General features: G+C 71.4%; 20 protein-coding genes and 1 pseudogene. 9 read left to right on the top strand and 12 right to left on the bottom strand.

The window, feature by feature from the left end; translation table 11 throughout:
* Nucleotides 1-63 precede the first annotated feature (63 nt).
* The 3 genes from ACZ5GP_RS06325 to ACZ5GP_RS06315 all read right to left on the bottom strand — a co-directional run bounded on the left by ACZ5GP_RS06325 (nt 64) and on the right by ACZ5GP_RS06315 (nt 2281).
* Entirely contained in the window at nt 64-309 is a 246-nt protein-coding gene (locus ACZ5GP_RS06325; protein WP_468749657.1) for a chaplin, read from the bottom strand.
* A 171-nt stretch (nt 310-480) separates the two neighbouring features.
* A complete protein-coding gene (locus tag ACZ5GP_RS06320) occupies nt 481-1143 on the bottom strand; it encodes a response regulator (RefSeq protein WP_468749656.1) in 663 nt (220 codons plus the stop codon).
* The gene (locus ACZ5GP_RS06315; RefSeq protein WP_468749655.1) at nt 1136-2281 is read right to left on the bottom strand and encodes a GAF domain-containing sensor histidine kinase; all 1146 of its coding nucleotides are present in this window, start codon (nt 2279-2281) and stop codon (nt 1136-1138) included. The genes ACZ5GP_RS06320 and ACZ5GP_RS06315 overlap by 8 nt, the downstream gene beginning before the upstream one ends.
* A 422-nt stretch (nt 2282-2703) precedes the next feature.
* On the opposite strand from ACZ5GP_RS06315, the gene ACZ5GP_RS06310 reads away from it, so the two are divergent.
* Entirely contained in the window at nt 2704-3396 is a 693-nt protein-coding gene (locus ACZ5GP_RS06310) for a transglycosylase SLT domain-containing protein (protein ID WP_468749654.1), read from the top strand.
* Nucleotides 3397-3521: 125 nt separating this feature from the next.
* Here the strand turns inward: ACZ5GP_RS06310 and ACZ5GP_RS06305 are convergent, their stop codons facing one another.
* A complete protein-coding gene (locus tag ACZ5GP_RS06305) occupies nt 3522-6140 on the bottom strand; it encodes an ABC transporter ATP-binding protein/permease (RefSeq protein ID WP_468749653.1) in 2619 nt (872 codons plus the stop codon).
* 288 nt (nt 6141-6428) lie between these two features.
* Between ACZ5GP_RS06305 and ACZ5GP_RS06300 the strand changes: the two are divergent.
* The 3 genes and pseudogenes from ACZ5GP_RS06300 to serB all read left to right on the top strand — a co-directional run.
* A pseudogene (locus ACZ5GP_RS06300) lies at nt 6429-8072 on the top strand (streptophobe family protein); the annotation flags it as partial.
* Nucleotides 8073-8107: 35 nt separating this feature from the next.
* On the top strand, nt 8108-8356 hold the full coding sequence (locus tag ACZ5GP_RS06295) for a hypothetical protein (RefSeq protein ID WP_468749696.1): 249 nt from the start codon (nt 8108-8110) through the stop codon (nt 8354-8356).
* A 300-nt stretch (nt 8357-8656) separates the two neighbouring features.
* Nucleotides 8657-9871 carry a phosphoserine phosphatase SerB gene (gene serB / locus ACZ5GP_RS06290; RefSeq protein ID WP_468749652.1) on the top strand — a complete coding sequence of 405 codons (1215 nt, stop codon included), beginning with the start codon at nt 8657-8659 and terminating at the stop codon, nt 9869-9871.
* Nucleotides 9872-9989: 118 nt separating this feature from the next.
* Here the strand turns inward: serB and ACZ5GP_RS06285 are convergent, their stop codons facing one another.
* The 4 genes from ACZ5GP_RS06285 to ACZ5GP_RS06270 all read right to left on the bottom strand — a co-directional run bounded on the left by ACZ5GP_RS06285 (nt 9990) and on the right by ACZ5GP_RS06270 (nt 12461).
* Complete coding sequence (locus ACZ5GP_RS06285; RefSeq protein ID WP_468749651.1) at nt 9990-10508, bottom strand: SixA phosphatase family protein; 519 nt, start codon at nt 10506-10508, stop codon at nt 9990-9992.
* An 88-nt stretch (nt 10509-10596) separates the two neighbouring features.
* Nucleotides 10597-10812: a hypothetical protein gene (locus ACZ5GP_RS06280; protein ID WP_468749650.1), complete on the bottom strand. Its 216-nt coding sequence runs from the start codon at nt 10810-10812 to the stop codon at nt 10597-10599.
* Nucleotides 10813-10981: 169 nt separating this feature from the next.
* Nucleotides 10982-11098, bottom strand: coding sequence for an SGM_5486 family transporter-associated protein (locus ACZ5GP_RS06275; protein WP_358585867.1), 117 nt, complete (start codon nt 11096-11098; stop codon nt 10982-10984).
* A gap of 43 nt (nt 11099-11141) precedes the next feature.
* On the bottom strand, nt 11142-12461 hold the full coding sequence (locus ACZ5GP_RS06270) for a CynX/NimT family MFS transporter (RefSeq protein WP_468749649.1): 1320 nt from the start codon (nt 12459-12461) through the stop codon (nt 11142-11144).
* Nucleotides 12462-12518: 57 nt separating this feature from the next.
* On the opposite strand from ACZ5GP_RS06270, the gene ACZ5GP_RS06265 reads away from it, so the two are divergent.
* Nucleotides 12519-13199: a FadR/GntR family transcriptional regulator gene (locus tag ACZ5GP_RS06265; protein ID WP_468749648.1), complete on the top strand. Its 681-nt coding sequence runs from the start codon at nt 12519-12521 to the stop codon at nt 13197-13199.
* Here ACZ5GP_RS06265 and ACZ5GP_RS06260 read toward each other — a convergent pair.
* The 3 genes from ACZ5GP_RS06260 to fabG form a co-directional block, all read right to left on the bottom strand.
* Entirely contained in the window at nt 13183-13539 is a 357-nt protein-coding gene (locus tag ACZ5GP_RS06260; RefSeq protein WP_468749647.1) for a hypothetical protein, read from the bottom strand. The genes ACZ5GP_RS06265 and ACZ5GP_RS06260 overlap by 17 nt on opposite strands.
* A gap of 113 nt (nt 13540-13652) precedes the next feature.
* Nucleotides 13653-14414, bottom strand: coding sequence for an enoyl-ACP reductase FabI (fabI, locus tag ACZ5GP_RS06255; protein WP_468749646.1), 762 nt, complete (start codon nt 14412-14414; stop codon nt 13653-13655).
* Nucleotides 14415-14418: 4 nt separating this feature from the next.
* Nucleotides 14419-15138 carry a 3-oxoacyl-[acyl-carrier-protein] reductase gene (gene fabG / locus ACZ5GP_RS06250; protein WP_468749645.1) on the bottom strand — a complete coding sequence of 240 codons (720 nt, stop codon included), beginning with the start codon at nt 15136-15138 and terminating at the stop codon, nt 14419-14421.
* Nucleotides 15139-15324: 186 nt separating this feature from the next.
* Here fabG and ACZ5GP_RS06245 point away from each other — a divergent pair, with 186 nt between their 5' ends.
* From ACZ5GP_RS06245 to tyrS, 3 genes are read left to right on the top strand one after another with little or no spacing between them, the layout of a single operon-like run.
* Nucleotides 15325-16848, top strand: a complete 1524-nt coding sequence (locus tag ACZ5GP_RS06245) for a TldD/PmbA family protein (RefSeq protein WP_468749644.1) — start codon at nt 15325-15327, stop codon at nt 16846-16848.
* Nucleotides 16845-18239: a metallopeptidase TldD-related protein gene (locus ACZ5GP_RS06240; RefSeq protein WP_468749643.1), complete on the top strand. Its 1395-nt coding sequence runs from the start codon at nt 16845-16847 to the stop codon at nt 18237-18239. The genes ACZ5GP_RS06245 and ACZ5GP_RS06240 overlap by 4 nt, the downstream gene beginning before the upstream one ends.
* A 57-nt stretch (nt 18240-18296) precedes the next feature.
* On the top strand, nt 18297-19565 hold the full coding sequence (gene tyrS / locus ACZ5GP_RS06235) for a tyrosine--tRNA ligase (protein WP_468749642.1): 1269 nt from the start codon (nt 18297-18299) through the stop codon (nt 19563-19565).
* A gap of 120 nt (nt 19566-19685) precedes the next feature.
* On the opposite strand, the gene ACZ5GP_RS06230 is transcribed toward tyrS, so the two are convergent.
* Nucleotides 19686-19961, bottom strand: a complete 276-nt coding sequence (locus ACZ5GP_RS06230) for a GlsB/YeaQ/YmgE family stress response membrane protein (RefSeq protein WP_358585854.1) — start codon at nt 19959-19961, stop codon at nt 19686-19688.
* A gap of 225 nt (nt 19962-20186) precedes the next feature.
* On the opposite strand from ACZ5GP_RS06230, the gene ACZ5GP_RS06225 reads away from it, so the two are divergent.
* A complete protein-coding gene (locus tag ACZ5GP_RS06225) occupies nt 20187-20573 on the top strand; it encodes a DUF3099 domain-containing protein (protein WP_468749641.1) in 387 nt (128 codons plus the stop codon).
* Nucleotides 20574-20708 lie beyond the last annotated feature (135 nt).

Below are 20708 nucleotides of genomic sequence, written 5' to 3'. Positions count from 1 at the left end.
GCCTTCTGTTCCGGAGCGGTGCTCGGCCGTGCCCGAGCGGTGCTCCTGTTCTACGGGGCTGGATCAGAGGTCCGCGCAGAAGTTCCCGAACGTCGGGTTCAGGGCGCCGATGACGGTGACAGTGTTCCCGCAGGCGTTCACCGGGATGTGGACCGGGGCCTGGACCAGGTTGCCGGAGACGACACCCGGGGAGTTCTTGGCCACGCCGCCAGCGTGGGCGCCACCGTGCGCGGAGGCCATGCCGGCGCCTGCCGCGACCAGGCCGCCGGCCATAAGCGTGAGGGCGGCGGCCTTGTTCAGGTTCTTCACTTCGGGATCCTCCAGAGCGGAAGCCGCGGCCGACCGCCGCAGCACGCACTGGAGAACGCCCGGACGCCCCGGGGGTTGCGCCAAATGGGGGACATATACACGACGGTATGAATCTCAGTCCGGAGTGCGATGCTCCGCGCCCCCGACACCGGCCTCGGGGGCGCGCGGAGATCAGCCGGCCACCCCGTGGCGTACGGCCCAGAGCGCGGCCTGGGTGCGGTCGGCGAGGTCCAGCTTCATCAGGATGTTCGAGACGTGCGTCTTGACCGTCTTCTCCGAGAGGACCAGGGCGCGGGCGATCTCGCGGTTGGAGCGGCCGTCGGCGATCAGGCCGAGGACCTCGCGCTCGCGCTCGGTCAGCGAGCCGCCCCGGCCGTGGCCGCCGCTCGCCTCCTCCTGGGAGAGCAGCGCCCCGGCCACCTCGGGCTGGAGCAGGACGTGTCCCGCGTGCACCGAGCGGATGGCGCCGGCGAGGGCGTCCGGGTCGACGTCCTTGTAGACGTAGCCGGCGGCGCCCGCGCGCAGGGCCGGGACGACCGTGCGCTGCTCGGTGAAGCTGGTGACGATGAGGACGCGCGCGGGGTTGGCCAGCTCGCGCAGCTTGCGCAGCGCCTCGACGCCGTCCATGCCGGGCATCTTGACGTCCATCAGGACCACGTCGGGCTTCAGTTCCTCGGTCCGCGCGACTCCTTCGGCGCCGTCGGAGGCCTCGCCGACGACCTCGATGTCGTCCTGGACCTCCAGGAACGTCCGCAGGCCGCGGCGGACCACCTGGTGGTCGTCGACCAGCAGGACCCGGATCCTCGTCCTCGCGTCGTGCTCGGCGTCAGCCACCGGGGACCTCCATCTCGATCGTCGTGCCCTTGCCGGGCTCCGATTCCACCATCAGCCGTCCGCCGACCCCGCTCGCCCGGTCGCGCATGGAGACCAGGCCCAGGTGGCGCCCCGCGCGCCGTATCGCCGTCGGGTCGAAGCCCCTGCCGTCGTCGGTGACGCGCAGGACGGCTCCCGCGCCCCGCTTGCCCAGGAACACGGTGACCCGCTCGGCCCCGGAGTGGCGCAGGGCGTTGTGCAGGGCCTCCTGGGCGACGCGGAGCAGGGCTTCCTCCTGGGAGGCCGGCAGCGCCCGTACGCCGTTGCTCTCGAAGGTGACCTGTGCGGAGTGGGCGCGGTGCAGCACCTGGATGTGCGTGCGCAAGGTGGCCACCAGGCCGTCCTCGTCCAGGGCGGCGGGGCGCAGTTCGACGACGGCGGCGCGCAGCTCGTCCGCGGCCTCGGCGGCGAGCGCGGCGACCTGGTGCAGTTCGCCCTTGGCGCGGGAGGGGTCCCGGTCCACCAGGGCGGCTGCGGCCTGGGCCGTCAGACGCAGCGAGAAGAGTTTCTGGCTCACGGCGTCGTGCAGTTCATGGGCCAGGCGTGAGCGCTCCTCGGCGATGGTCAGCTCGCGGCTGCGCTCGTAGAGGCGGGCGTTGGTGAGGGCGATCGCGGCGTGCTGGGCCAGGAGGGACAGCAGCTCCTCGTCCTGCGCGGTGAAGCCGCAGCCGCCCTGGGGTTTGGGGCACTTCTTGTTGGCGAGGAAGAGCGCGCCGAGCGTCTCGTCGCCGTAGCGAATGGGGAGGCCGAGGAAGTCCGACATGTCCGGGTGGGCGGCGGGCCAGCCCTCGAAGCGGGGGTCCTCGCGGACGTCCGCGAGGCGCTCGGGCTCGGCCCGTCGGAGCATCGCCGCGAGGATGCCGTGCTGCCTGGGCAGCGGGCCGATGGCCTTCCACTGCTCGTCGCTGACGCCGTCGACGACGAACTGGGCGAAGCCGCCGTGGTCGTCGGGGACCCCGAGCGCGGCGTACTCGGCGTCGAGCAGCTCACGGGCCGAGGCGACGATCGTCTTGAGGACGTCGCGCACCTCCAGGTGCCGGCTCATGGCGAGCAGCGCGGCACTCACCGCGTCCAGGCCGGATGGGGGTCCTTGACTCATGGCGACACCGTACCGGCGGGGTGTGACCGTACGTATCCGCCCTGTGGTGGCCCCCTTCTGGGCCGGGAGGCCTAGGACCAGGGACCGATCCTCACCGAGCGCATTGCTGGGGCAACTCATGGTGAGACCGTGACGTGCCCGATGTGAGCCCGGGCATAGGGCGAACATCACGTACGAAGGTCCCTAGTGGACAGGGAAACCCATATGGGGACCGGCGAGCGGGGTCATGTGGGTCCGGTGCGTACCCCCTGATCCACTATGCCGGGTCGTACGTCACTGCTTTGCCACAGAATTTTGCTGCCGCTAAGAATTGCTCCCGTCGCTCGACGCCGCGGTCCTCGCACCGCGGCGTTTGTGCCGGAGCAGCAACCGTCCCCCACCGGTCCAGAGCGACCTCCGCTACCCGAAGAGGTCCCTTACCCATGTCTCAGCCCGTCACCCCTGGTCTCAGTCGCGACAACGTGACCAGAACCCAGAAGTTCTCGATCGCCGGAGTCGCCGCGCTCGGCGCCGCCGCCCTCGCCTTCTCGCTCGTGCCGGGCAACTCCGAGGCCGGGGCCCAGGCCGCCGACGTCTCCCCCGTCGCCTTCGCCGTCTCCGCCGGCGCGCAGAAGACGGTCCACGCCAGCGTCTCCAAGCAGCAGTCGAACGCCGACAAGCAGGCCAGGGACGCCGCCGCGAAGGCCGCCGCCGACAAGAAGGCCGCCGACGAGGCCGCCGCCAGGAAGCGGGCCGAGGACGAGCGCAAGGCCAAGGAGGCCGCGAGCCGCGCGGCCGCCCGCAAGCCGGTCTACGCCAACAACCTCGACGGCTGGATCCGTCAGTCCCTGGACATCATGCGGGCCAAGGGCATCCCCGGTTCCTACGAGGGCCTGCACCGCAACATCCTCCGCGAATCCTCGGGCAACCCGAACGCCATCAACGGCTGGGACATCAACGCGATCAACGGCACCCCCTCGATCGGCCTGCTCCAGGTCATCAAGCCGACGTTCGACGCGTACCACGTCGAGGGCACCTCGACGAACATCTACGACCCCGTCGCCAACATCACGGCCGCGGCCAACTACGCGGCCGACCGGTACGGCTCGATGGACAACGTGAACAGCGCCTACTGAGCCTTGATCGCCTGATCAACGGACCTCTTCAGCCGAAGGCGAGGTTCAGTGACGCCGAAGGGCGGCACCCCGTGCGGGGTGCCGCCCTTGTCGTGCGTACGGGCGTGTCGTGCGTACGGGCGCGCTTACTTGCGCATGACCTCCGGCTCGTGCCGGCGCAGCAGGCGCGCGACCGCGAAGCCGCAGAGGACGCCGAGCGCGAGCAGCACCGTGAGGTTGATGCCCCACTGTCCGACCGAGTGCTCCCACAGGGGGTCCAGGTCGTTCGGGTTCTTCGCGTCCCACGGCGGCATCAGGTGCGCGAGGTCCAGGGTGGCGCCCGCGCCGGCGATGGCCCAGCGGGACGGCATCAGCCAGGCGAACTGCTCCAGGCCGGGCGAGCCGTAGACCTGGAAGAGGACGCCGGTGAAGACGACCTGGACGATCGCGAACATGACCAGCAGCGGCATGGTCTTCTCGGCGGTCTTCACCAGGGAGGAGATGACCAGGCCGAACATCATCGAGGTGAAGCCGAGCGCGATGATCGTCAGACAGATCTCGGCGGCCGGCGGCATGATCAGGCCCTCTTCGGGCAGCTCGCGCGGGGCGAAGCCGATGGCGCAGATGATGACGCCCTGGATGGCGGTGATGACGCCGAGGACGATGACCTTGGACATCAGGTACGCCGAGCGGGAGAGGCCGGTGGCCCGTTCCCGTTCGTAGATGACCCGTTCCTTGATCAGCTCACGTACGGAGTTGGCCGCGCCCGAGAAGCACATGCCGACCGCGAGGATCAGCATGATCGTTCCGGCGTCGCCGTTGAACTTGGCCGGCGGCTCGGGCCGGGCGAGGCCGAAGTCGGCCGGGATGACGACGCTGACGATGCCGAGGACCGCGGGCAGGATCACCATGAGGCCCATGAAGCCCTTGTCGGAGGCGATCACCGAGGTGTAGCGGCGGATCAGGGTCCACAGCTGCGAGCCCCAGCCCTGCGGCTTGGGCGGCTTGACCGCCTGCGGGGGCGGCATCGGTACGGACTGGGCGGCGACGGCGTCGATGTCCGCGGCGTACATCTGGTAGTGCTGCGAGCCCTTCCAGCGGCCCGCCCAGTCGTAGTCGCGGTAGTTCTCGAAGGCGGAGAAGACATCCGCCCAGGTGCTGTAGCCGAAGAAGTTGAGGGCTTCCTCCGGCGGGCCGAAGTACGCCACCGAGCCGCCCGGCGCCATCACCAGGAGCTTGTCGCAGATCGCCAGCTCGGCGACCGAGTGCGTGACGACGAGGACCGTGCGGCCGTCGTCGGCGAGGCCGCGCAGCAGCTGCATGACGTCGCGGTCCATGCCCGGGTCGAGGCCGGAGGTCGGCTCGTCCAGGAAGATCAGCGACGGCTTGGTCAGCAGCTCCAGGGCCACCGAGACGCGCTTGCGCTGGCCGCCGGAGAGGGAGGTGACCTTCTTCTCCTTGTGGATGTCCAGCTTCAGCTCGCGCAGCACCTCGCCGATACGGGAGTCGCGCTCGGCCTCCGTGGTGTCGGCCGGGAAGCGCAGCTTGGCCGCGTACTTCAGGGCCTTCTTGACGGTCAGCTCCTTGTGCAGGATGTCGTCCTGCGGGACCAGACCGATGCGCTGGCGCAGCTCGGCGAACTGCTTGTAGAGGTTCCGGTTGTCGTAGAGGACGTCGCCCTGGTTGGCGGGCCGGTAGCCGGTGAGCGCCTTGAGCAGGGTGGACTTTCCGGAACCGGAGGGGCCGATGACCGCGATGAGCGACTTCTCCGGGACGCCGAAGGAGACGTCCTTCAGGATCTGCTTGCCGCCGTCGACGGTGACCGTGAGGTGGCGGGCCGAGAAGGAGACGTCGCCGGTGTCGACGAACTCCTCGAGCTGCCCGCCGACCAGGCGGAACGTCGAGTGGCCGACGCCGACGATGTCGTTCGGGCCGATCGACACCGTCGAGGACTTCGCGATCGGCTGGCCGTTGACGTACGTGCCGTTGTGCGAGCCGAGGTCGTGCAGCTCGAAGCGGCCGTCGGGCGTCGCCGTGAACTCGGCGTGGTGGCGCGAGACCTGGAGGTCGGAGACGACCAGCTCGTTCTCCAGGGCGCGGCCGATGCGCATCTTGCGGCCGAGGGCCAGCTGGTGGAACGTCGTCGGGCTGCGGTCGCCGTGGACCGGCGGCGCCCCCGCGGCACCGCCGGAACCGGGGGTCTTCTGCGCGTACTGGCCGGCCGGGGCGCCCTGCTGCTGCGGCACGTGCGGGTGCTGCGGCGGCTGGTGCGCCTGGGGCTGCTGTTGCTGGGGCTGCTGCTGCCAGGCCTGCTGCTGCGGCTGGTACGGGGCCTGCTGCTGGGCCCAGCCCGGAGCTTCCTGCTGGGGCGTGTGCCGTGGCGCGGCGGCCTGCTGCTGGGCGTGCTGCGGTGCGGCTGCCTGCTGCGGTGCGGCTGCCTGCTGCTGCGGCGCGGAGACGGCCGCGGCCGTGGCGGCACCGGACAGATTCAGCCGCGGGCCGTCGGTCGCGTTGCCGAGGTGGACCGCCGAGCCGGGGCCGATCTCCTGCTGATGAATCCGCTGGCCCTGCACGAAGGTGCCATTGGTACTGCCGTGGTCCTCAATGACCCAACTGCGCCCGCTCCAGCTGATCGTGGCGTGACGCCAGGACACCCTGGCGTCATCGAGCGCGATATCTCCCTGCGGATCGCGTCCGAGGGTGTATGGCCTGGACGAATCGAGCGTCCAGGACCTTCCATTCAATTCCAGTACGAGTTCCGGCACTCCATGCCCCACTGAGTTGTCCCCCGAGCTAGCCCCCATGTGGGGAGTCTAGGGATGTCGAACATCGGGAGGAACTATTTCAGGAGGAGGCCTCTGACCGAAAGTCGGGCCTTGTGAAGACTGCGTACCGGCCTTTGGGGTTGCCCCGTTGACAGAGAAGAAACCGCCCCGGAGAGTAGTAAGCGCCCATCATGGCCATTACGCACACGAGATGCGTGAAAGCGCATATACCGAGTGAGGAATGTGCACCGTGATACGAGGGTGACGCACTGCGGTTCGGGGGTCCTGATGCAGGCCGGCGCATACACGGGTGAGGGTCGGGGCGTGCCGTGGGGGTGACGTACTGCTCTGTGCGATCGCCGCTGTGAGCTGGTCCCTGATCGGCATGGCGGGGACGGCCGCGCTCGGGCTGCACCTGCTCGGCGCGGACGCGGTGGGCTCGCTCGGCACGATGGCAGCCGCGACGGTGGCGCTCGGCGCGGGAGGTTCCCTCACGCCGTCCGGCGATGTCTCGGTTCTCGGCCTGGACGAGGCCGAGGCGACCACGGCGGTCGATATCGCGCCACTCGGGGTGAGTCTGGTGGGCGCGCTGCTCCTCGCCCACTTCTTCCTGCGTTCCCTGCGCGCGGCGGGAGCCGTCGTCACGCCCACCGAACTCCTCGCGCGGGTGGGCTCGGTGCTCACCTTCTTCCTGGCGATGCTCGCGGGGCTCGCCTGGGTGGGGCACGACGTCGTGACGATCGACGGCGAGCGGCTCGGCGTCGGCAAGGGGATCGAGGAGGGGCTGGGGAAGGGGATCGACGGGTTGCCCGGTGACCTGGGGGACAAGCTGCCGGACGGTCTCGGCGACCTCGGCGACCTGGGAGGCATAGGGGGCATCGAGGGGCTCCTGCCCGAGCGGCTCGGGGACCTGGCGCGGGCGAAGGCCTCGGTCGGCTTCACCGTCGACACCGTGCCGACGCTGCTCGGCGGCACGGCCTGGGCGGCCGGCGTCCTGCTCATCGCGCTCCTCGCGTCGCGCCGTACGCCGTTGCCGCGCGGGCTCGCCGGCCTGCACCGCATGGTGCGGCCCGCGGCTTCCGCGCTGGTCACGGTGGTGCTGGTCGCGGTCGCCGCGGGGCTCGCGGCTGCGGGGCACGCGATGGTCGGCGACGACCATCTGCGGCGGATCGCGGGCGCCGCGCTGCTCGGGGCGCCCAACGGCGTGTGGCTCGGCGTCCCCGTGGGGCTCTTCGTCCCGTGGGACGGCAGGGCGACGGGCGTGCTCTCGCGATTCCTGCCGGACCCGGTGGACGACCTGCTCTCGGGCACCTCCGACAGGGCACTCACACTGGGGCGCCTCGCCGAACTCGACCGGAGCGTCTGGCTGTTGGGCGTCGCGGCGGCACTGACGATGCTGTTCGCCGGGGTACTCACGGCGGTGCGGACGCCGTGGATCGGGGTGGCGGGGGATGTCTCGGGGGGCGTCGGGCGGCGCGGGGCGGTGGGGCATCACGCCAGCCACGCCGGGTACGCCGGACGCGGCGGGGTGGCGGAGGAACACGCCGGGTACGCCGGACGCGGCGGGGTGGCGGAGGAACACGCCGGGTACGGCGGAGCGACGGAGGATGTTGCGGAGGCCTCCGGGCGGCGCGGGGCGGTGGGGCATCACGCCGGTCACGCCGGGTACGCCGGACGCGGCGGGGCGGCGGGGCGGCGGGGGGTTCCGGGGGATTCGTCGGGCGCCGCGCGGGGGTGGGGGGTGCGCTCAGGTTCGCCGGGTGGTGTGGGGTGCGGCTCGGGGGCGTGACGGCGGTGGGACTGCCGCTGCTGGTGTGGCTGACCGGGGTGGACGCCGACGCGTCGCTGTCCGTACTCGGCTTCGACGCGTTCGGAGCGGGGATCGAGCTGCACGGCCGTCTGGGGCCGGCGGTGCCGCTCGGGGCGGCGTGGGGGTTCGGGGCGGGGGTGGCGGGGGCGCTGATGGCGTGCGTCACGGGAGCAGCGGGCGGGAGGGCCTCGCCTCTGGCATCGACACCGGCGCCCGTGTCGATGTCGGCACGGGCACCAGTCCCGGCTTCGTCGTCGGCCACGGACTCGGCGGCACCGGCGTCTGCGTCGGCGGCATCGCCTTCGGTACAGGCACCGGCACCGGCACCGACGGCACCCCCGGACCCCGCCTCCCCGGCGACGGGACCGTACCGGCCCAGCACCCCGCTTCGGCCGCCGAACCCTGATACGAACCCCTATCTACGCCCCCCGGGGGACGTCTCCGGCGCCCCCACCGTCTCGGGACCCCTCGTGCCACCGCCCCGGCCCCGGCCCCGCCCGCGCTCGGGCGGCTGGCCCCCTCCGCCGCCCCCTCCCCCACCACCGCCGAAACCTCCGCCCCGCAGGCCCCGCTGACACCCGCCCCTTCCCCCGATACCCGGCACCGCGGGCAAACGTCGCGAAGCGAGCGGGAGACGAACAGCCGGTGTCCGGGAAGCGGACCGCCGGGCGCCCCCGGGAAGTGGACGGATACCGTAGGCACCACCATGAGTGCTTCGCAGCCCCCTCAGTCCGCCGACGTCCCGACGCTTCTCGTCAAGATCTTCGGCAAGGACCGCCCCGGCCTCACGGCCGGCCTCTTCGACACCCTCGCCGCCTACTCCCTCGACGTCGTCGACATCGAGCAGGTCGTCACGCGCGGCCGGATAGTGCTGTGCGCGCTGGTGACCGTGCCGCCCGCCGGTATGGAGGGTGACCTGCGGGCCACCGTCCACAGCTGGGCGGAGTCCATGAAGATGCAGGCCGAGATCATCTCGGGCATCGGCGACAACCGGCCGCGCGGCCTCGGCCGCTCGCTCGTGACCGTGCTCGGCCACCCGCTGACCTCGGAGTCGACCGCGGCGATCGCCGCCAGCATCACGGGCACCGGCGGCAACATCGACCGTATCTTCCGGCTCGCCAAGTACCCGGTCACGGCCGTCGAGTTCGCGGTGTCCGGCACCGAGACGGAGCAGCTGCGCACGGCCCTCGCCATAGCGGCCGCGAAGCTCGGCGTGGACGTCGCGGTGGTCGCGGCGGGCCTGCACCGCCGCGCGCAGCGCCTGGTCGTGATGGACGTCGACTCGACGCTCATCCAGGACGAGGTCATCGAGCTGTTCGCCGCGCACGCCGGATGCGAGGACGAGGTCGCCGAGGTGACGGCCGCCGCGATGCGCGGCGAGCTGGACTTCGAGCAGTCGCTGCACGCGCGCGTGGCCCTGCTCGCGGGTCTGGACGCCTCGGTGGTCGACAAGGTCCGCGCCGAGGTCCGGCTGACCCCGGGTGCCCGCACCCTCATCCGCACCCTCAAGCGCCTCGGGTACCAAGTGGGCGTCGTCTCGGGCGGTTTCACCCAGGTCACCGACGACCTGAAGGAACGTCTCGGCCTCGACTTCGCCCAGGCCAACACGCTGGAGATCGTCGACGGCAAGCTGACCGGCAAGGTGACCGGCGAGATCGTCGACCGGGCGGGCAAGGCGCGGCTGCTGCGCCGCTTCGCCCAGGAGGCCGGGGTCCCGCTGGAGCAGACGGTGGCGATCGGCGACGGTGCGAACGACCTCGACATGCTGAACGCGGCCGGCCTCGGGGTCGCCTTCAACGCCAAGCCCGTGGTCCGCGAGGCCGCGCACACCGCGGTGAACGTCCCCTTCCTGGACACCGTCCTCTATCTCCTCGGGATCACCCGCGAAGAGGTCGAGGCCGCGGAGACCCACAGCGACTGACGCCCGGGGCCGGCTCGGCTCCGCCCTTGCGTCCTTTCCCCTCCCTCGCATCCCTCGCGACGACGGGGCCCCGCGCCATACAGGCGGGGCCCCGTCGTCGTACCGGTGGAGGGGTGGGTTACTCGGACGGCGCCCAGTAGTCGACGAGGGTGGCCACGCCCGGTTCCAGCGCCTTCCAGGATCCGGAGTACGTCAGGACGGCGAAAGTGGCGGTCGGGAAGCCGCGGCGGTTCAGCCGCTCCCTCGCGTCGCCCTCGGCGTCCCCGGCGAGGACGTCGGTCAGGCCCTGGATGCTGGGGTTGTGACCGATCAGGACGATGTTGCGCACCTCGTCCGGGGTTTCGTTGAGCACGGCGATCAGCTCACCGGGAGAGGCTTCGTACAACCGGTCCTCGTAGACGGTCCTCGGCCGCTGCGGCAGCTCCGAGACGGCGAGCTTCCACGTCTCGCGGGTGCGGGCCGCGGTCGAGCAGAGGGCCAGGTCGAGGGGGATGCCGCTGTCGGCCAGCTTGCGTCCGGCGACGGGGGCGTCCCTGCGGCCTCGATCAGCGAGCGGCCGCTCGTGGTCGGAGACATCGGGCCAGTCGGCCTTCGCATGCCGGAAGAGGACGATCCTGCGGGATTCTGCGACGCTCATGCGTCTTAGCTTCGCATGAAACGCGCCACAGGGCGCAGGTAGTTGACGCGGTCCGCCGAGGCGGGTGAGGGAGGCCGCGGAGCGGGGCTCACGCGGTCGCGCGCAGGGCTATCGCCTGGATGCGCTCGAGGAGGCTCGTGACGACGGGCTCGCTGCTCGCGGCGTGGGCGTCGGCGGGGTTCAGGATCAGCAGGAGCAGGGTCGCGAAGGCGATGGCGGGCAGGGCGATCCCCCACCAGGGGAGCTGGATCTCGATGCTCCCCGACTCCGCGGGGTCGCGCCGGGTGTGCGTACGGGCCGACATACCGCCTCCGTGTCTTCGAGTGGTCCATGTCCCGTCGTCGCGGGCACAACTCGAAACTAGGCGATCGGCGGCCCTTGGCCCATCCGGTGTTCCACCCACTTGACCCTGACACTGGCCCCCTAGGGGATGGGGGTGCCAGCCCCACCATCCCGCTGCGGGTGGCCTCAGGTCACGGTGAGGCGATGGCGGCGATGATGCCGATGATCACGGTGATGGCCAGCATCGCGCCGAGCACGATGAGCAGCTTCTTCTGGCCGTTCTGGGGGTTCGGGTCGAGGACGGGCATGACGCCAGTCTCCCACCCTCGCCCCCGGCCCCGGCCGGTGGGGTCAGGCCGCCTCGGCCGCCGCCCCGTCGGCCCTGGCCGCCACCTCGTCCTCGACCGTGCGGTTGCGGCCCGCGAGGGTGCCGACGACGATCTGGGGCACCATCAGGCCCGCCATCAGCGCGATCGGCAGGCCCCAGCCGCCGCTGTGCTGGTAGAGGACGCCCACCAGGAGCGGTCCCGGGATCGAGATCAGGTAGCCGGTGCTCTGCGCGAAGGCGGACAGCTTGGCCACGCCGACGCTGCTCTTGGCCCGCATGCCGACCATCGTGAGGGCGAGCGGGAAGGCGCAGTTGGAGATGCCGAGCAGCAGGGCCCACGCCCAGGCGCCGCCCGCGGGAGCGAGGTAGAGGCCCGCGTATCCGGCGAGACCGCAGGCGCCGAGGACGACCACGACGGGGCCCTGGTTGGTCAGCCGTGTGGCGACCCTCGGGATGACGAACGCCAGCGGCACGCCCATGGCCATCGTGACGGCGAGGAGCACGCCGGCCTCGCCGGCGGGGACGCCCGCGTCACGGAAGATCTGCGGCATCCAGCCCATCGTGACGTACGCGGCCGTGGCCTGGAGTCCGAAGAAGACGGCGAGCGCCCAGGCGGTGCGGCTGTGGGTGATGCGCAGCCCCGCGTCCTGCCGGCGCACGTCGGGGCTGACGTGCTCCGGAGCGGCGGCGGTGGCGGCCCGGTCCCGGCTGACGAGCGGGATCCACGGCGCGACGGCGACGACGGCGAGCACCGCCCAGACGGCGAGCCCGCTCTGCCAGTGCCCGCCGAGCGCGTCGGTCATCGGGACGGTGAGGGCGGCGGCGAGGGAGGTGCCGAGCGCGAGCGCCATCGAGTACAGGCCGGTCATGGAGCCGACCCGGTCGGGGAACCAGCGCTTGACGATGACCGGCATCAGGACGTTGCTGACCGCGATGCCCATGAGGGCGAGCGCGGTGGCGGCGAGGAAGCCGGCGGTGCCGCCGAGGAAGGGGCGTACCACCAGACCGGCGGCGATCGCGGCCATGCCGACGCAGACCACCGCGCCGGCACCGAAGCGCCGGGCGAGGCGGGGCGCCATCACTCCGAAGACGGCGAAGCACAGGGGTGGCACGGAAGTGAGCAGTCCGGCGAGGGTGCCGCTCATGCCGAGGCCGTCGCGGACCTCTTCGAGGAGGGCTCCGAGGCTGGTGATGGCCGGGCGGAGGTTGAGGGCCGCGAGGACGATGCCGACGACGACCAGGCGTGTCGTCCACGCGCGCGTGGAGGCTTGTTCCGCCGCCGGTCCGGTACGCGGGGAAGGGGGCGCCGTCGATGTCATCGTGGTGGTTTCCTCACTAGCCATGGACCCATCATAGAATCATAGGATGATTGGCTGTCCAGTCCGTCAGGAAGGAATGTCATGCCGCTGACCACCGCGCATCGTTCGGCTCTGTCCGAACAGGTCATCACCGAGCTGCGCAACCAGATCTCCTCGGGCGAGTGGCCGGTCGGCTCCCGCATCCCCACCGAGCCCGAACTGGTCGAACAGCTGGGCGTGGCCAGGAACACCGTCCGGGAGGCCGTGCGCGCCCTCGCGCACAACGGCCTGCTCGACATCCGCCAGGGCTCGGGCACGTTCGTCATCGCCACCAGCGAGCTGGCGGGCGTGATGCACCGCAGGTTCGCCGACGCGGATCCGCGGCACATCGCCGAGCTGCGCAGCACGCTGGAGTCGAGTGCGGCCAGGCTCGCCGCGGAGCGTCGCACCGCACGCGACCTCAAGCAGCTCGACGCCTTCCTGGCGCGCCGCGAGGAGGCCTGGGCCTCGGGGGACGCGGAGACCTTCGTGACGGCCGACGCGTCGTTCCACATGGCCGTGGTGGCCGCGTCGCACAACGACGTCATGATGGCGCTGTACGCGGACCTCGGCGAGGTGATGCGCGACTGGCTGCGCGAGGACGTCGGCACGACGCTCACGCCCGAGGCGCACATGGACCACGCCCGGCTCGTCGAGGCGATCCGCGCGCGGGACACGGAAGCCGCGGCCACGGAGGCGGCGGGCTATCCGTTCATGTGCCGGCCCGTCACTTCTGGTGGCTGACCCAGGCGGCGCGGACCTCTTTCCAGCACCGTCCGGTCAGGCGCACGGTCTGGGCGGGACCCGCCTCGACCGCGGTTGTGTCGACGTCGATGTCCCACCACCGGTCGCACTCCACGTGCAGGCGAACGCGGTCGGTCTCCGGATAGGGGTTGTGGCAGTACGCGACCACCGCGGCACCGGCGACGCCGGTGCGGCACTCCGAGCCGAAGGGCCGGGGTTTTCGTGGCTCCACGCGCGCGTGCGGGCCGTTTTGACCGGCCTCGCCGAGGGACGCGGCGCCGGACGGCGGCGCGGCGGCCAACAGGGCGAGAGCGGCGAGCACCGCACCGGAAAGACGCACACTCCAGGGTGCGCGGCACTGCCCCGGCGCCGCCCGGTACGGGGGCCGAACGGGTGACGCCCCGCCCCCGCGCGATGCGGGGACGGGGCGTCATTCACGTATGCGATGCCGGGTCAGGCACCCATCATGTGGACGCCGCCGTCGACGTGGACGATCTCGCCCGTGGTCTTCGGGAAGAAGTCCGAGAGCAGGGCGACGATGCCGCGGCCCGCGGGCTCCGGGTCGGCCATGTCCCACTCCAGCGGGGAGCGGCTGTTCCACACGTCCGCGAGGTCGGCGAAGCCCGGGATGGACTTGGCCGCCATGGAGCCGATCGGGCCCGCGGAGATGAGGTTGCAGCGGATGTTCTCCTTGCCCAGGTCACGGGCGAGGTAGCGGCTGGTGGCCTCCAGGGCGGCCTTGGCCGGACCCATCCAGTCGTACTTCGGCCACGCGTACTGCGCGTCGAAGGTGAGGCCGACCACCGAGGCGCTGTCGCCGAACAGCGGGCGGCAGGCCATGGTGAGCGACTTCAGGGAGTACGCCGAGACGTGCATCGCCGTGGAGACGTCCTCGAAGGTGGCCTCCAGGAAGTTGAAGGCGCCCTGCGGGGCGAAGCCGATGGAGTGCACGACGCCGTCCAGGCCGCCGAGCTCCTCGCGGACGAGGCCCTCCAGGCGGTCCAGGTGCTCCTGGTTGGTCACGTCCAGCTCGATGACCTTGGCGGGCTTGGGGAGCTTCTTGGCGATGCGCTCGGTGAGCGTGGGCCGCGGGAAGGCGGTGAGAATGACCTCGGCGCCCTGCTCCTGGGCGACCTTGGCCGCGTGGAAGGCGATGGAGGACTCCATCAGCACACCCGTGATGAGGATGCGCTTGCCGTCGAGAATTCCGCTCATGTGATCAGTGACCCATGCCCAATCCGCCGTCAACGGGGATGACGGCTCCAGTGATGTACGAGGCGTCGTCGGACGCGAGGAACTTCACCGCGGCGGCGATCTCCTCGGGGCGCGCGTAACGGCCGAGCGGCACCTGAGAGACGATGCCCTCGCGCTGCTCGTCCGTCAGCACCTTGGTCATGTCGGTGTCGACAAAACCGGGTGCGACGACGTTGAAAGTGAGGTTGCGCGACCCGAGCTCGCGGGCGAGCGAGCGCGCGAAGCCGACCAGACCCGCCTTGGAAGCGGCGTAGTTGGCCTGCCCGGGGCCGCCCATGAGCCCCACGACCGAGGAGATCAGGACGACGCGGCCCTTCCTGGCGCGCAGCATGCCGCGGTTGGCGCGCTTGACGACGCGGAAGGTGCCGGTGAGGTTGGTGTCGAGGACGGAGGTGAAGTCCTCCTCGGACATGCGCATCAGGAGCTGGTCCTTGGTGATGCCGGCGTTGGCGACCAGCACCTCCACGTTCCCGTGCTTGTCCTCGATCTCCTTGTAGGCCTGCTCCACCTGCTCGGCGTCGGTGATGTCGCACTTGACGGCGAGGACCCCGGCGTCGGTGAGGACCTGCGGCGGCTCACCCGAGCGGTAGGTGATCGCGACCTTGTCGCCGGCGTCGGCGAAGGCGCGGGCGATGGCGAGGCCGATGCCCCGGTTTCCTCCGGTGACGAGAACCGAGCGGCTCAACGGATCACCCTTTCGATAGCGGTCTGGTACCTCGAAAACCTATCGGTACCTTCCGCGATACGGAGAATCGGCGACCGACAGTGGCGCGGAGGACTCCCTGTCGGGTCCCTACAGAAAACTCTGGCCGCGGGGCCGTCGGGCGCGACATGATCGGACCCGACCGGTGCCGACAGCAGGGAGACACCCGTGCCTCATACCATCGATGAAGCCTTCACGGCGCTGCCGCTGAGGGCTCTCGCCGACGCCGCGCTCGCCCGCGCGCGGGCGCTCGGCGCCGACCACGCGGACTTCCGCCTGGAGCGGGTGCGCAGCGCGTCCTGGCGGCTGCGCGACGCCAAGCCGTCCGGTTCCTCGGACACCACGGACCTGGGGTACGCGGTCCGGGTGGTGCACGGCGGCACCTGGGGTTTCGCCTCGGGCGTCGACCTGACGATGGACGCGGCGGCGAAGGTGGCCTCGCAGGCCGTGGCCATGGCGAAGCTGTCGGCGCGGGTGATCGGGGCGGCCGGGTCCGACGAGCGTGTGGAGCTCGCGGACGAGCCCGTGCACGCCGATCGCACCTGGGTGTCGTCGTACGAGATCGACCCCTTCACGGTCCCGGACGAGGAGAAGTCGGGGCTGCTCGCGGAGTGGAGCGCGCGGCTGCTGGCCGCCGACGGGGTCGCGCACGTCGACGCCTCCCTGGTCACCGTGCACGAGAACAAGTTCTACGCGGACACGGCGGGCACCGTGACCACCCAGCAGCGGGTGCGGCTGCACCCGGAGCTGACGGCGGTCGCCGTGGACGCGACGAGCGGTGAGTTCGACTCGATGCGCACGCTCGCGCCGCCGGTCGGCCGGGGCTGGGAGTACCTCACCGGGACCGGCTGGGACTGGGCGGGCGAGCTGGCGAGGCTGCCCGAGCAATTGGCCGAAAAGATGCGGGCGCCGAGCGTGCGGGCGGGCTCGTACGACCTCGTCGTCGATCCGTCGAACCTCTGGCTGACGATCCACGAGTCCATCGGTCACGCCACCGAGCTGGACCGCGCGCTCGGCTACGAGGCGGCGTACGCGGGCACCTCGTTCGCCACCTTCGACCAGCTCGGCAAGCTCGCCTACGGCTCCTCGCTGATGAACGTGACGGGTGACCGGACCGCCGAGCACGGGCTCGCCACCGTCGGGTACGACGACGAGGGCGTGGCCGCGCAGTCCTGGGACCTGGTCAAGGACGGCACGCTGGTCGGCTACCAGCTGGACCGGCGCATCGCGCGGCTCACCGGCTTCGAGCGCTCCAACGGCTGCGCGTACGCCGACTCCCCCGGCCATGTGCCGGTGCAGCGCATGGCGAACGTGTCGCTCCGGCCGGATCCCGGCGGGCTCTCCACCGAGGACCTGATCGCGGGCGTGGACCGGGGCATCTATGTGGTCGGTGACCGGTCGTGGTCGATCGACATGCAGCGGTACAACTTCCAGTTCACCGGTCAGCGCTTCTACAAGATCGAGAACGGGCGGCTCGCGGGACAGCTCCGCGACGTCGCCTACCAGGCGACGACCACCGACTTCTGGGGCTCCATGGCCGCGGTCGGCGGTCCGCAGACGTACGTACTCGGTGGCGCCTTCAACTGCGGCAAGGCCCAGCCGGGCCAGGTCGCCGCGGTCTCGCACGGCTGCCCGTCCGCCCTGTTCCGGGGCGTGAACATTCTGAACACCACGCAGGAGGCCGGTCGATGAGCCCGCGCACCGCCAAGCCGCACGAGATCGTCGAGCGCGCCCTCGACCTGTCCACCGCCGACGGCTGCGTGGTGATCGCCGACGAGGAGTCGACGGCGAACCTGCGCTGGGCGGGCAACGCCCTCACCACCAACGGCGTCACCCGCGGCCGCACCCTGACCGTCATCGCCACCGTCGACGGCAAGGAGGGCACCGCCTCCGGTGTCGTCTCCCGCTCCGCCGTCACCGCCGACGACCTGGAGCCGCTGGTGCGGGCCGCCGAGGCGGCCGCCCGCTCGGCCGGCCCCGCGGAGGACGCCCAGCCGCTGGTGACCGGCGTCGCCGCGTCGCCCGACTTCACCGACGCCCCCGTCGAGACCACCTCGGCGGTCTTCGCGGACTTCGCCCCCGCGCTCGGCGAGGCCTTCGCCCGGGCCCGCGCGGGCGGCCGCGAGCTGTACGGCTTCGCCAACCACGAGTACGTGTCCAGCTACCTCGGCACCTCCACGGGGCTGCGCCTGCGCCACGACCAGCCCAACGGCACCCTCGAACTGAACGCCAAGTCGCCGGACCGCACCAAGTCCGCGTGGGCGGGGCGGGCCACCCGGGACTTCAAGGACGTCGACCCGACCGTGCTCGACGCGGAGCTGGAGCGGCGCCTCGCCTGGGCGCGGCGGCGCGTCGAGCTGCCCGCCGGGCGGTACGAGACGCTGCTGCCGCCGACCGCCGTCGCGGATCTGCTGATCTACCAGTTCTGGTCGTCCTCGGCCCGGGACGCCGCCGAGGGCCGCACGGTCTTCGCCAAGCCGGGCGGCGCCACGCGCCTCGGCGAGCGGCTCGCCCGGCTGCCGCTGACGCTGCGCAGTGATCCGCACGAGCCGGGCCTGGAGTCGGCGCCGTTCGTGCTCGCGCACTCCTCCGGCGGGGACGCCTCCGTCTTCGACAACGGCCTGCCGCTGAGCGCCACCGAGTGGATCCGCGAGGGTGAGCTGGCCCACCTGGCCACCAGCCGGCACAGCGCCGCCCTCACCGGCCTGCCGGTGACCCCGGCCGTCGACAACCTCGTCCTGGACGGCGGCGGCGACCGCTCCCTGGACGAGATGGTCGCCGCGACCGGGCGCGGGCTGCTGCTCACCTGCCTCTGGTACATCCGCGAGGTCGACCCGGCGACGCTGCTGCTCACGGGCCTGACCAGGGACGGCGTCTACCTCGTGGAGAACGGCGAGGTCGTCGGCGAGGTGAACAACTTCCGCTTCAACGAGTCGCCGGTCGACCTGCTCGGCCGGGCCTCGGAGGCGGGCCGCACGGAGCGGACGCTGCCGCGCGAGTGGGGCGACTACTTCACCCGGGCCGCGATGCCCGCGCTGCGCGTCCCCGATTTCAACATGAGTTCGGTCAGCCAGGGCGTATAACCTCGGTCCTTGCACATCCGTGCACCCTGTAAGCACTCCCGAGGAGACGCGAGACCCGTGACGGACATCGTCGACGAGCTGAAGTGGCGGGGACTTTTCTCCCTGTCCACCGATGAAGACGCACTGCGCAAGGCGCTCGCGGACGGTCCCGTCACGTTCTATTGCGGCTTCGACCCCACCGCGGCGAGCCTGCACGTCGGACACCTCGTGCAGGTCCTCACCGTGCGCCGGCTCCAGCAGGCGGGGCACCGCCCGCTGGCCCTGGTGGGCGGTGCCACGGGCCAGATCGGCGACCCGCGGCCGACCGCCGAGCGCACCCTGAACGACCCGGAGACGGTCGCGAACTGGGTGGCGCGGCTGCGCTCGCAGATCGAGCCGTTCCTGTCCTTCGAGGGCGAGAACGCCGCGGTGATGGTCAACAACCTCGATTGGACCGCGGGCCTGTCCGCGATCGAGTTCCTGCGGGACATCGGCAAGCACTTCCGGGTGAACAAGATGCTGACCAAGGACTCGGTCGCCCGGCGCCTGGAGTCGCAGGAGGGCATCTCCTACACGGAGTTCAGTTACCAGCTCCTGCAGGGCATGGACTTCCTGGAGCTGTACCGGCGCTACGGCTGCACCCTCCAGCAGGGCGGGTCCGACCAGTGGGGCAACCTCACGGCCGGCATCGACCTGATCCACCGCCTGGAGCCGGACGCGGCCGTGCACGCGCTCGCCACGCCGCTGATGGTCAAGGCCGACGGCACCAAGTTCGGCAAGTCCGAGGGCGGCGCCGTCTGGCTCGACCCGACGATGACAACGCCGTACGCGTTCTACCAGTTCTGGCTGAACGTGGACGACCGGGACATCTCTACGTACATGCGGATCCTGTCCTTCAAGTCCCGCGCGGAGCTGGAGGAGATCGAGAAGCAGACCGAGGAGCGTCCGCAGGCGCGCGCCGCGCAGCGCGCGCTCGCCGAGGAGCTGACGACGCTGGTGCACGGCGCCGACCAGTGCGCCGCGGTCATCGCCGCGTCCAAGGCGCTCTTCGGCCAGGGCGAGCTGGCCGATCTGGACGAGGCGACGCTGGCCGCTGCCCTCTCCGAGCTGCCGCGCGTGCGGGTCGCCGAGCTCGGCCCGGTCGTGGACCTGTTCGCCGAGGTCGGCCTGGTGGCGAGCAAGTCCGCCGCCCGCCGCACGGTCAAGGAGGGCGGCGCCTACGTGAACAACGTCAAGGTCGCCGCCGAGGACGCCGTCCCCGCCTGCGAGGACCTGCTGCACGGGCGGTGGCTCGTGCTGCGCCGGGGCAAGAAGAACCTCGCGGCCGTCGAGGTGACGGCGGGCTGATCGCGCGCGGGCCGCTCGCACGCGGGCTGCTCACGCGCTCACGGCGAAGGCCCGGCCCCCCGCGCGGGGGGCCGGGCCTTCGCCGCGCAAGACGCGGCTCGCACGCCGTGGCGGCAGGGCTCAGGCTGTTCGCCGGTTGCCTTTGAGCATCTTGTAGGCCGCGTCGCCCAGGCCGACGACCACGACCGCCGCCGCCACCTGGAGCGCGTGCCGGCCCCAGTCGATGCCCTTGGTCTCGTTGATGCCGAACTGCGTCGCGAGCCAGTTGCCCACGACCGCTCCGATGATGCCGAACACCGTGGTCAGCCAGAGCGGACTGTGCTGCTTGCCCGGCAGGATCGCCTTGGCAATCAGCCCCAGCACGAATCCCACGATGATCGCCCACAACCAGCCCATAGCTGCCTCCTTGTACGGCTCTACGTGAGCATTACCGCCAGTGTCGGTCCGTGCGCCGTACGGCGCATGTCGGGCGCCCCCATCCGGGGCGGGACACGGGAACCACGCCGGGCACAGGCCTGCCCCCGCTCTCGTGGGCGGCGCGGGTCAGGCGTACCGTGGAGGTGCCGGACCGGGGCAGATTCCGGGGTGAGTCCGGCGCAGCGGACAGGGTGGTGGAGCGTGATGCGGAAGCAGAGCGGCGGCCAGGTCTTCCGGATCACCGGGGCCCGTCAGGGACTCGCGGAGGACGTGCGCGGCCGTCAGCGCCGGTATGTGATCTCCATGTCGGTCCGGACGCTGTCCGTGGTCGCCGCGGCCGTGCTGTGGAACGTCGAACGGCATGTGGCCATCGTCGCGCTGGTGCTCGGCGTGCTCCTCCCGTACATCTCCGTGGTGATCGCCAACGCGGGGCGCGAGAGCAACCCCTCGCTGCCGTCGACGTTCGTACCCGCTCCTTCTCGGCCAATGCTCGCGCCGCCCGCTCCGGTCGGCCCCGCCGAATCCGTCCCGGAAGATCCCCTGGGTGGTGCGCACGACCAGCGGCGCGGCGCTCCGCACGGTCAGAACTGACCGTCGACGTTGCGCCAAGCTCAAGAAAAGCTCAGATCAATCATGTAGTTCCGGTGCCAGTCATCGGGTCCCGCGTGACATACTTCGTACGCGCTCCGCATCCCCCGTCGGAGCGACAGACCGACGCCGGGCAGC

Source organism: Streptomyces sp. NPDC031466, from assembly GCF_055581265.1.
The sequence above is the reverse complement of the archived record's forward strand: the minus strand, read 5'-3'. Positions and strand labels throughout refer to the sequence as shown.

What these genes read in the sequence shown, in the direction of transcription:
- ACZ5GP_RS06315 (WP_468749655.1), bottom strand. Translation starts at nt 2,281, where the DNA reads ATGAGTCAAGGACCCCCATCCGGCCTGGACGCGGTGAGTGCCGCGCTG.
- ACZ5GP_RS06310 (WP_468749654.1), top strand. Translation starts at nt 2,704, where the DNA reads ATGTCTCAGCCCGTCACCCCTGGTCTCAGTCGCGACAACGTGACCAGA.
- serB (WP_468749652.1), top strand. Translation starts at nt 8,657, where the DNA reads ATGAGTGCTTCGCAGCCCCCTCAGTCCGCCGACGTCCCGACGCTTCTC.
- ACZ5GP_RS06285 (WP_468749651.1), bottom strand. Translation starts at nt 10,508, where the DNA reads ATGAGCGTCGCAGAATCCCGCAGGATCGTCCTCTTCCGGCATGCGAAG.
- ACZ5GP_RS06280 (WP_468749650.1), bottom strand. Translation starts at nt 10,812, where the DNA reads ATGTCGGCCCGTACGCACACCCGGCGCGACCCCGCGGAGTCGGGGAGC.
- ACZ5GP_RS06275 (WP_358585867.1), bottom strand. Translation starts at nt 11,098, where the DNA reads ATGCCCGTCCTCGACCCGAACCCCCAGAACGGCCAGAAGAAGCTGCTC.
- ACZ5GP_RS06270 (WP_468749649.1), bottom strand. Translation starts at nt 12,461, where the DNA reads ATGGCTAGTGAGGAAACCACCACGATGACATCGACGGCGCCCCCTTCC.
- ACZ5GP_RS06265 (WP_468749648.1), top strand. Translation starts at nt 12,519, where the DNA reads ATGCCGCTGACCACCGCGCATCGTTCGGCTCTGTCCGAACAGGTCATC.
- fabI (WP_468749646.1), bottom strand. Translation starts at nt 14,414, where the DNA reads ATGAGCGGAATTCTCGACGGCAAGCGCATCCTCATCACGGGTGTGCTG.
- ACZ5GP_RS06240 (WP_468749643.1), top strand. Translation starts at nt 16,845, where the DNA reads ATGAGCCCGCGCACCGCCAAGCCGCACGAGATCGTCGAGCGCGCCCTC.
- ACZ5GP_RS06230 (WP_358585854.1), bottom strand. Translation starts at nt 19,961, where the DNA reads ATGGGCTGGTTGTGGGCGATCATCGTGGGATTCGTGCTGGGGCTGATT.
- ACZ5GP_RS06225 (WP_468749641.1), top strand. Translation starts at nt 20,187, where the DNA reads ATGCGGAAGCAGAGCGGCGGCCAGGTCTTCCGGATCACCGGGGCCCGT.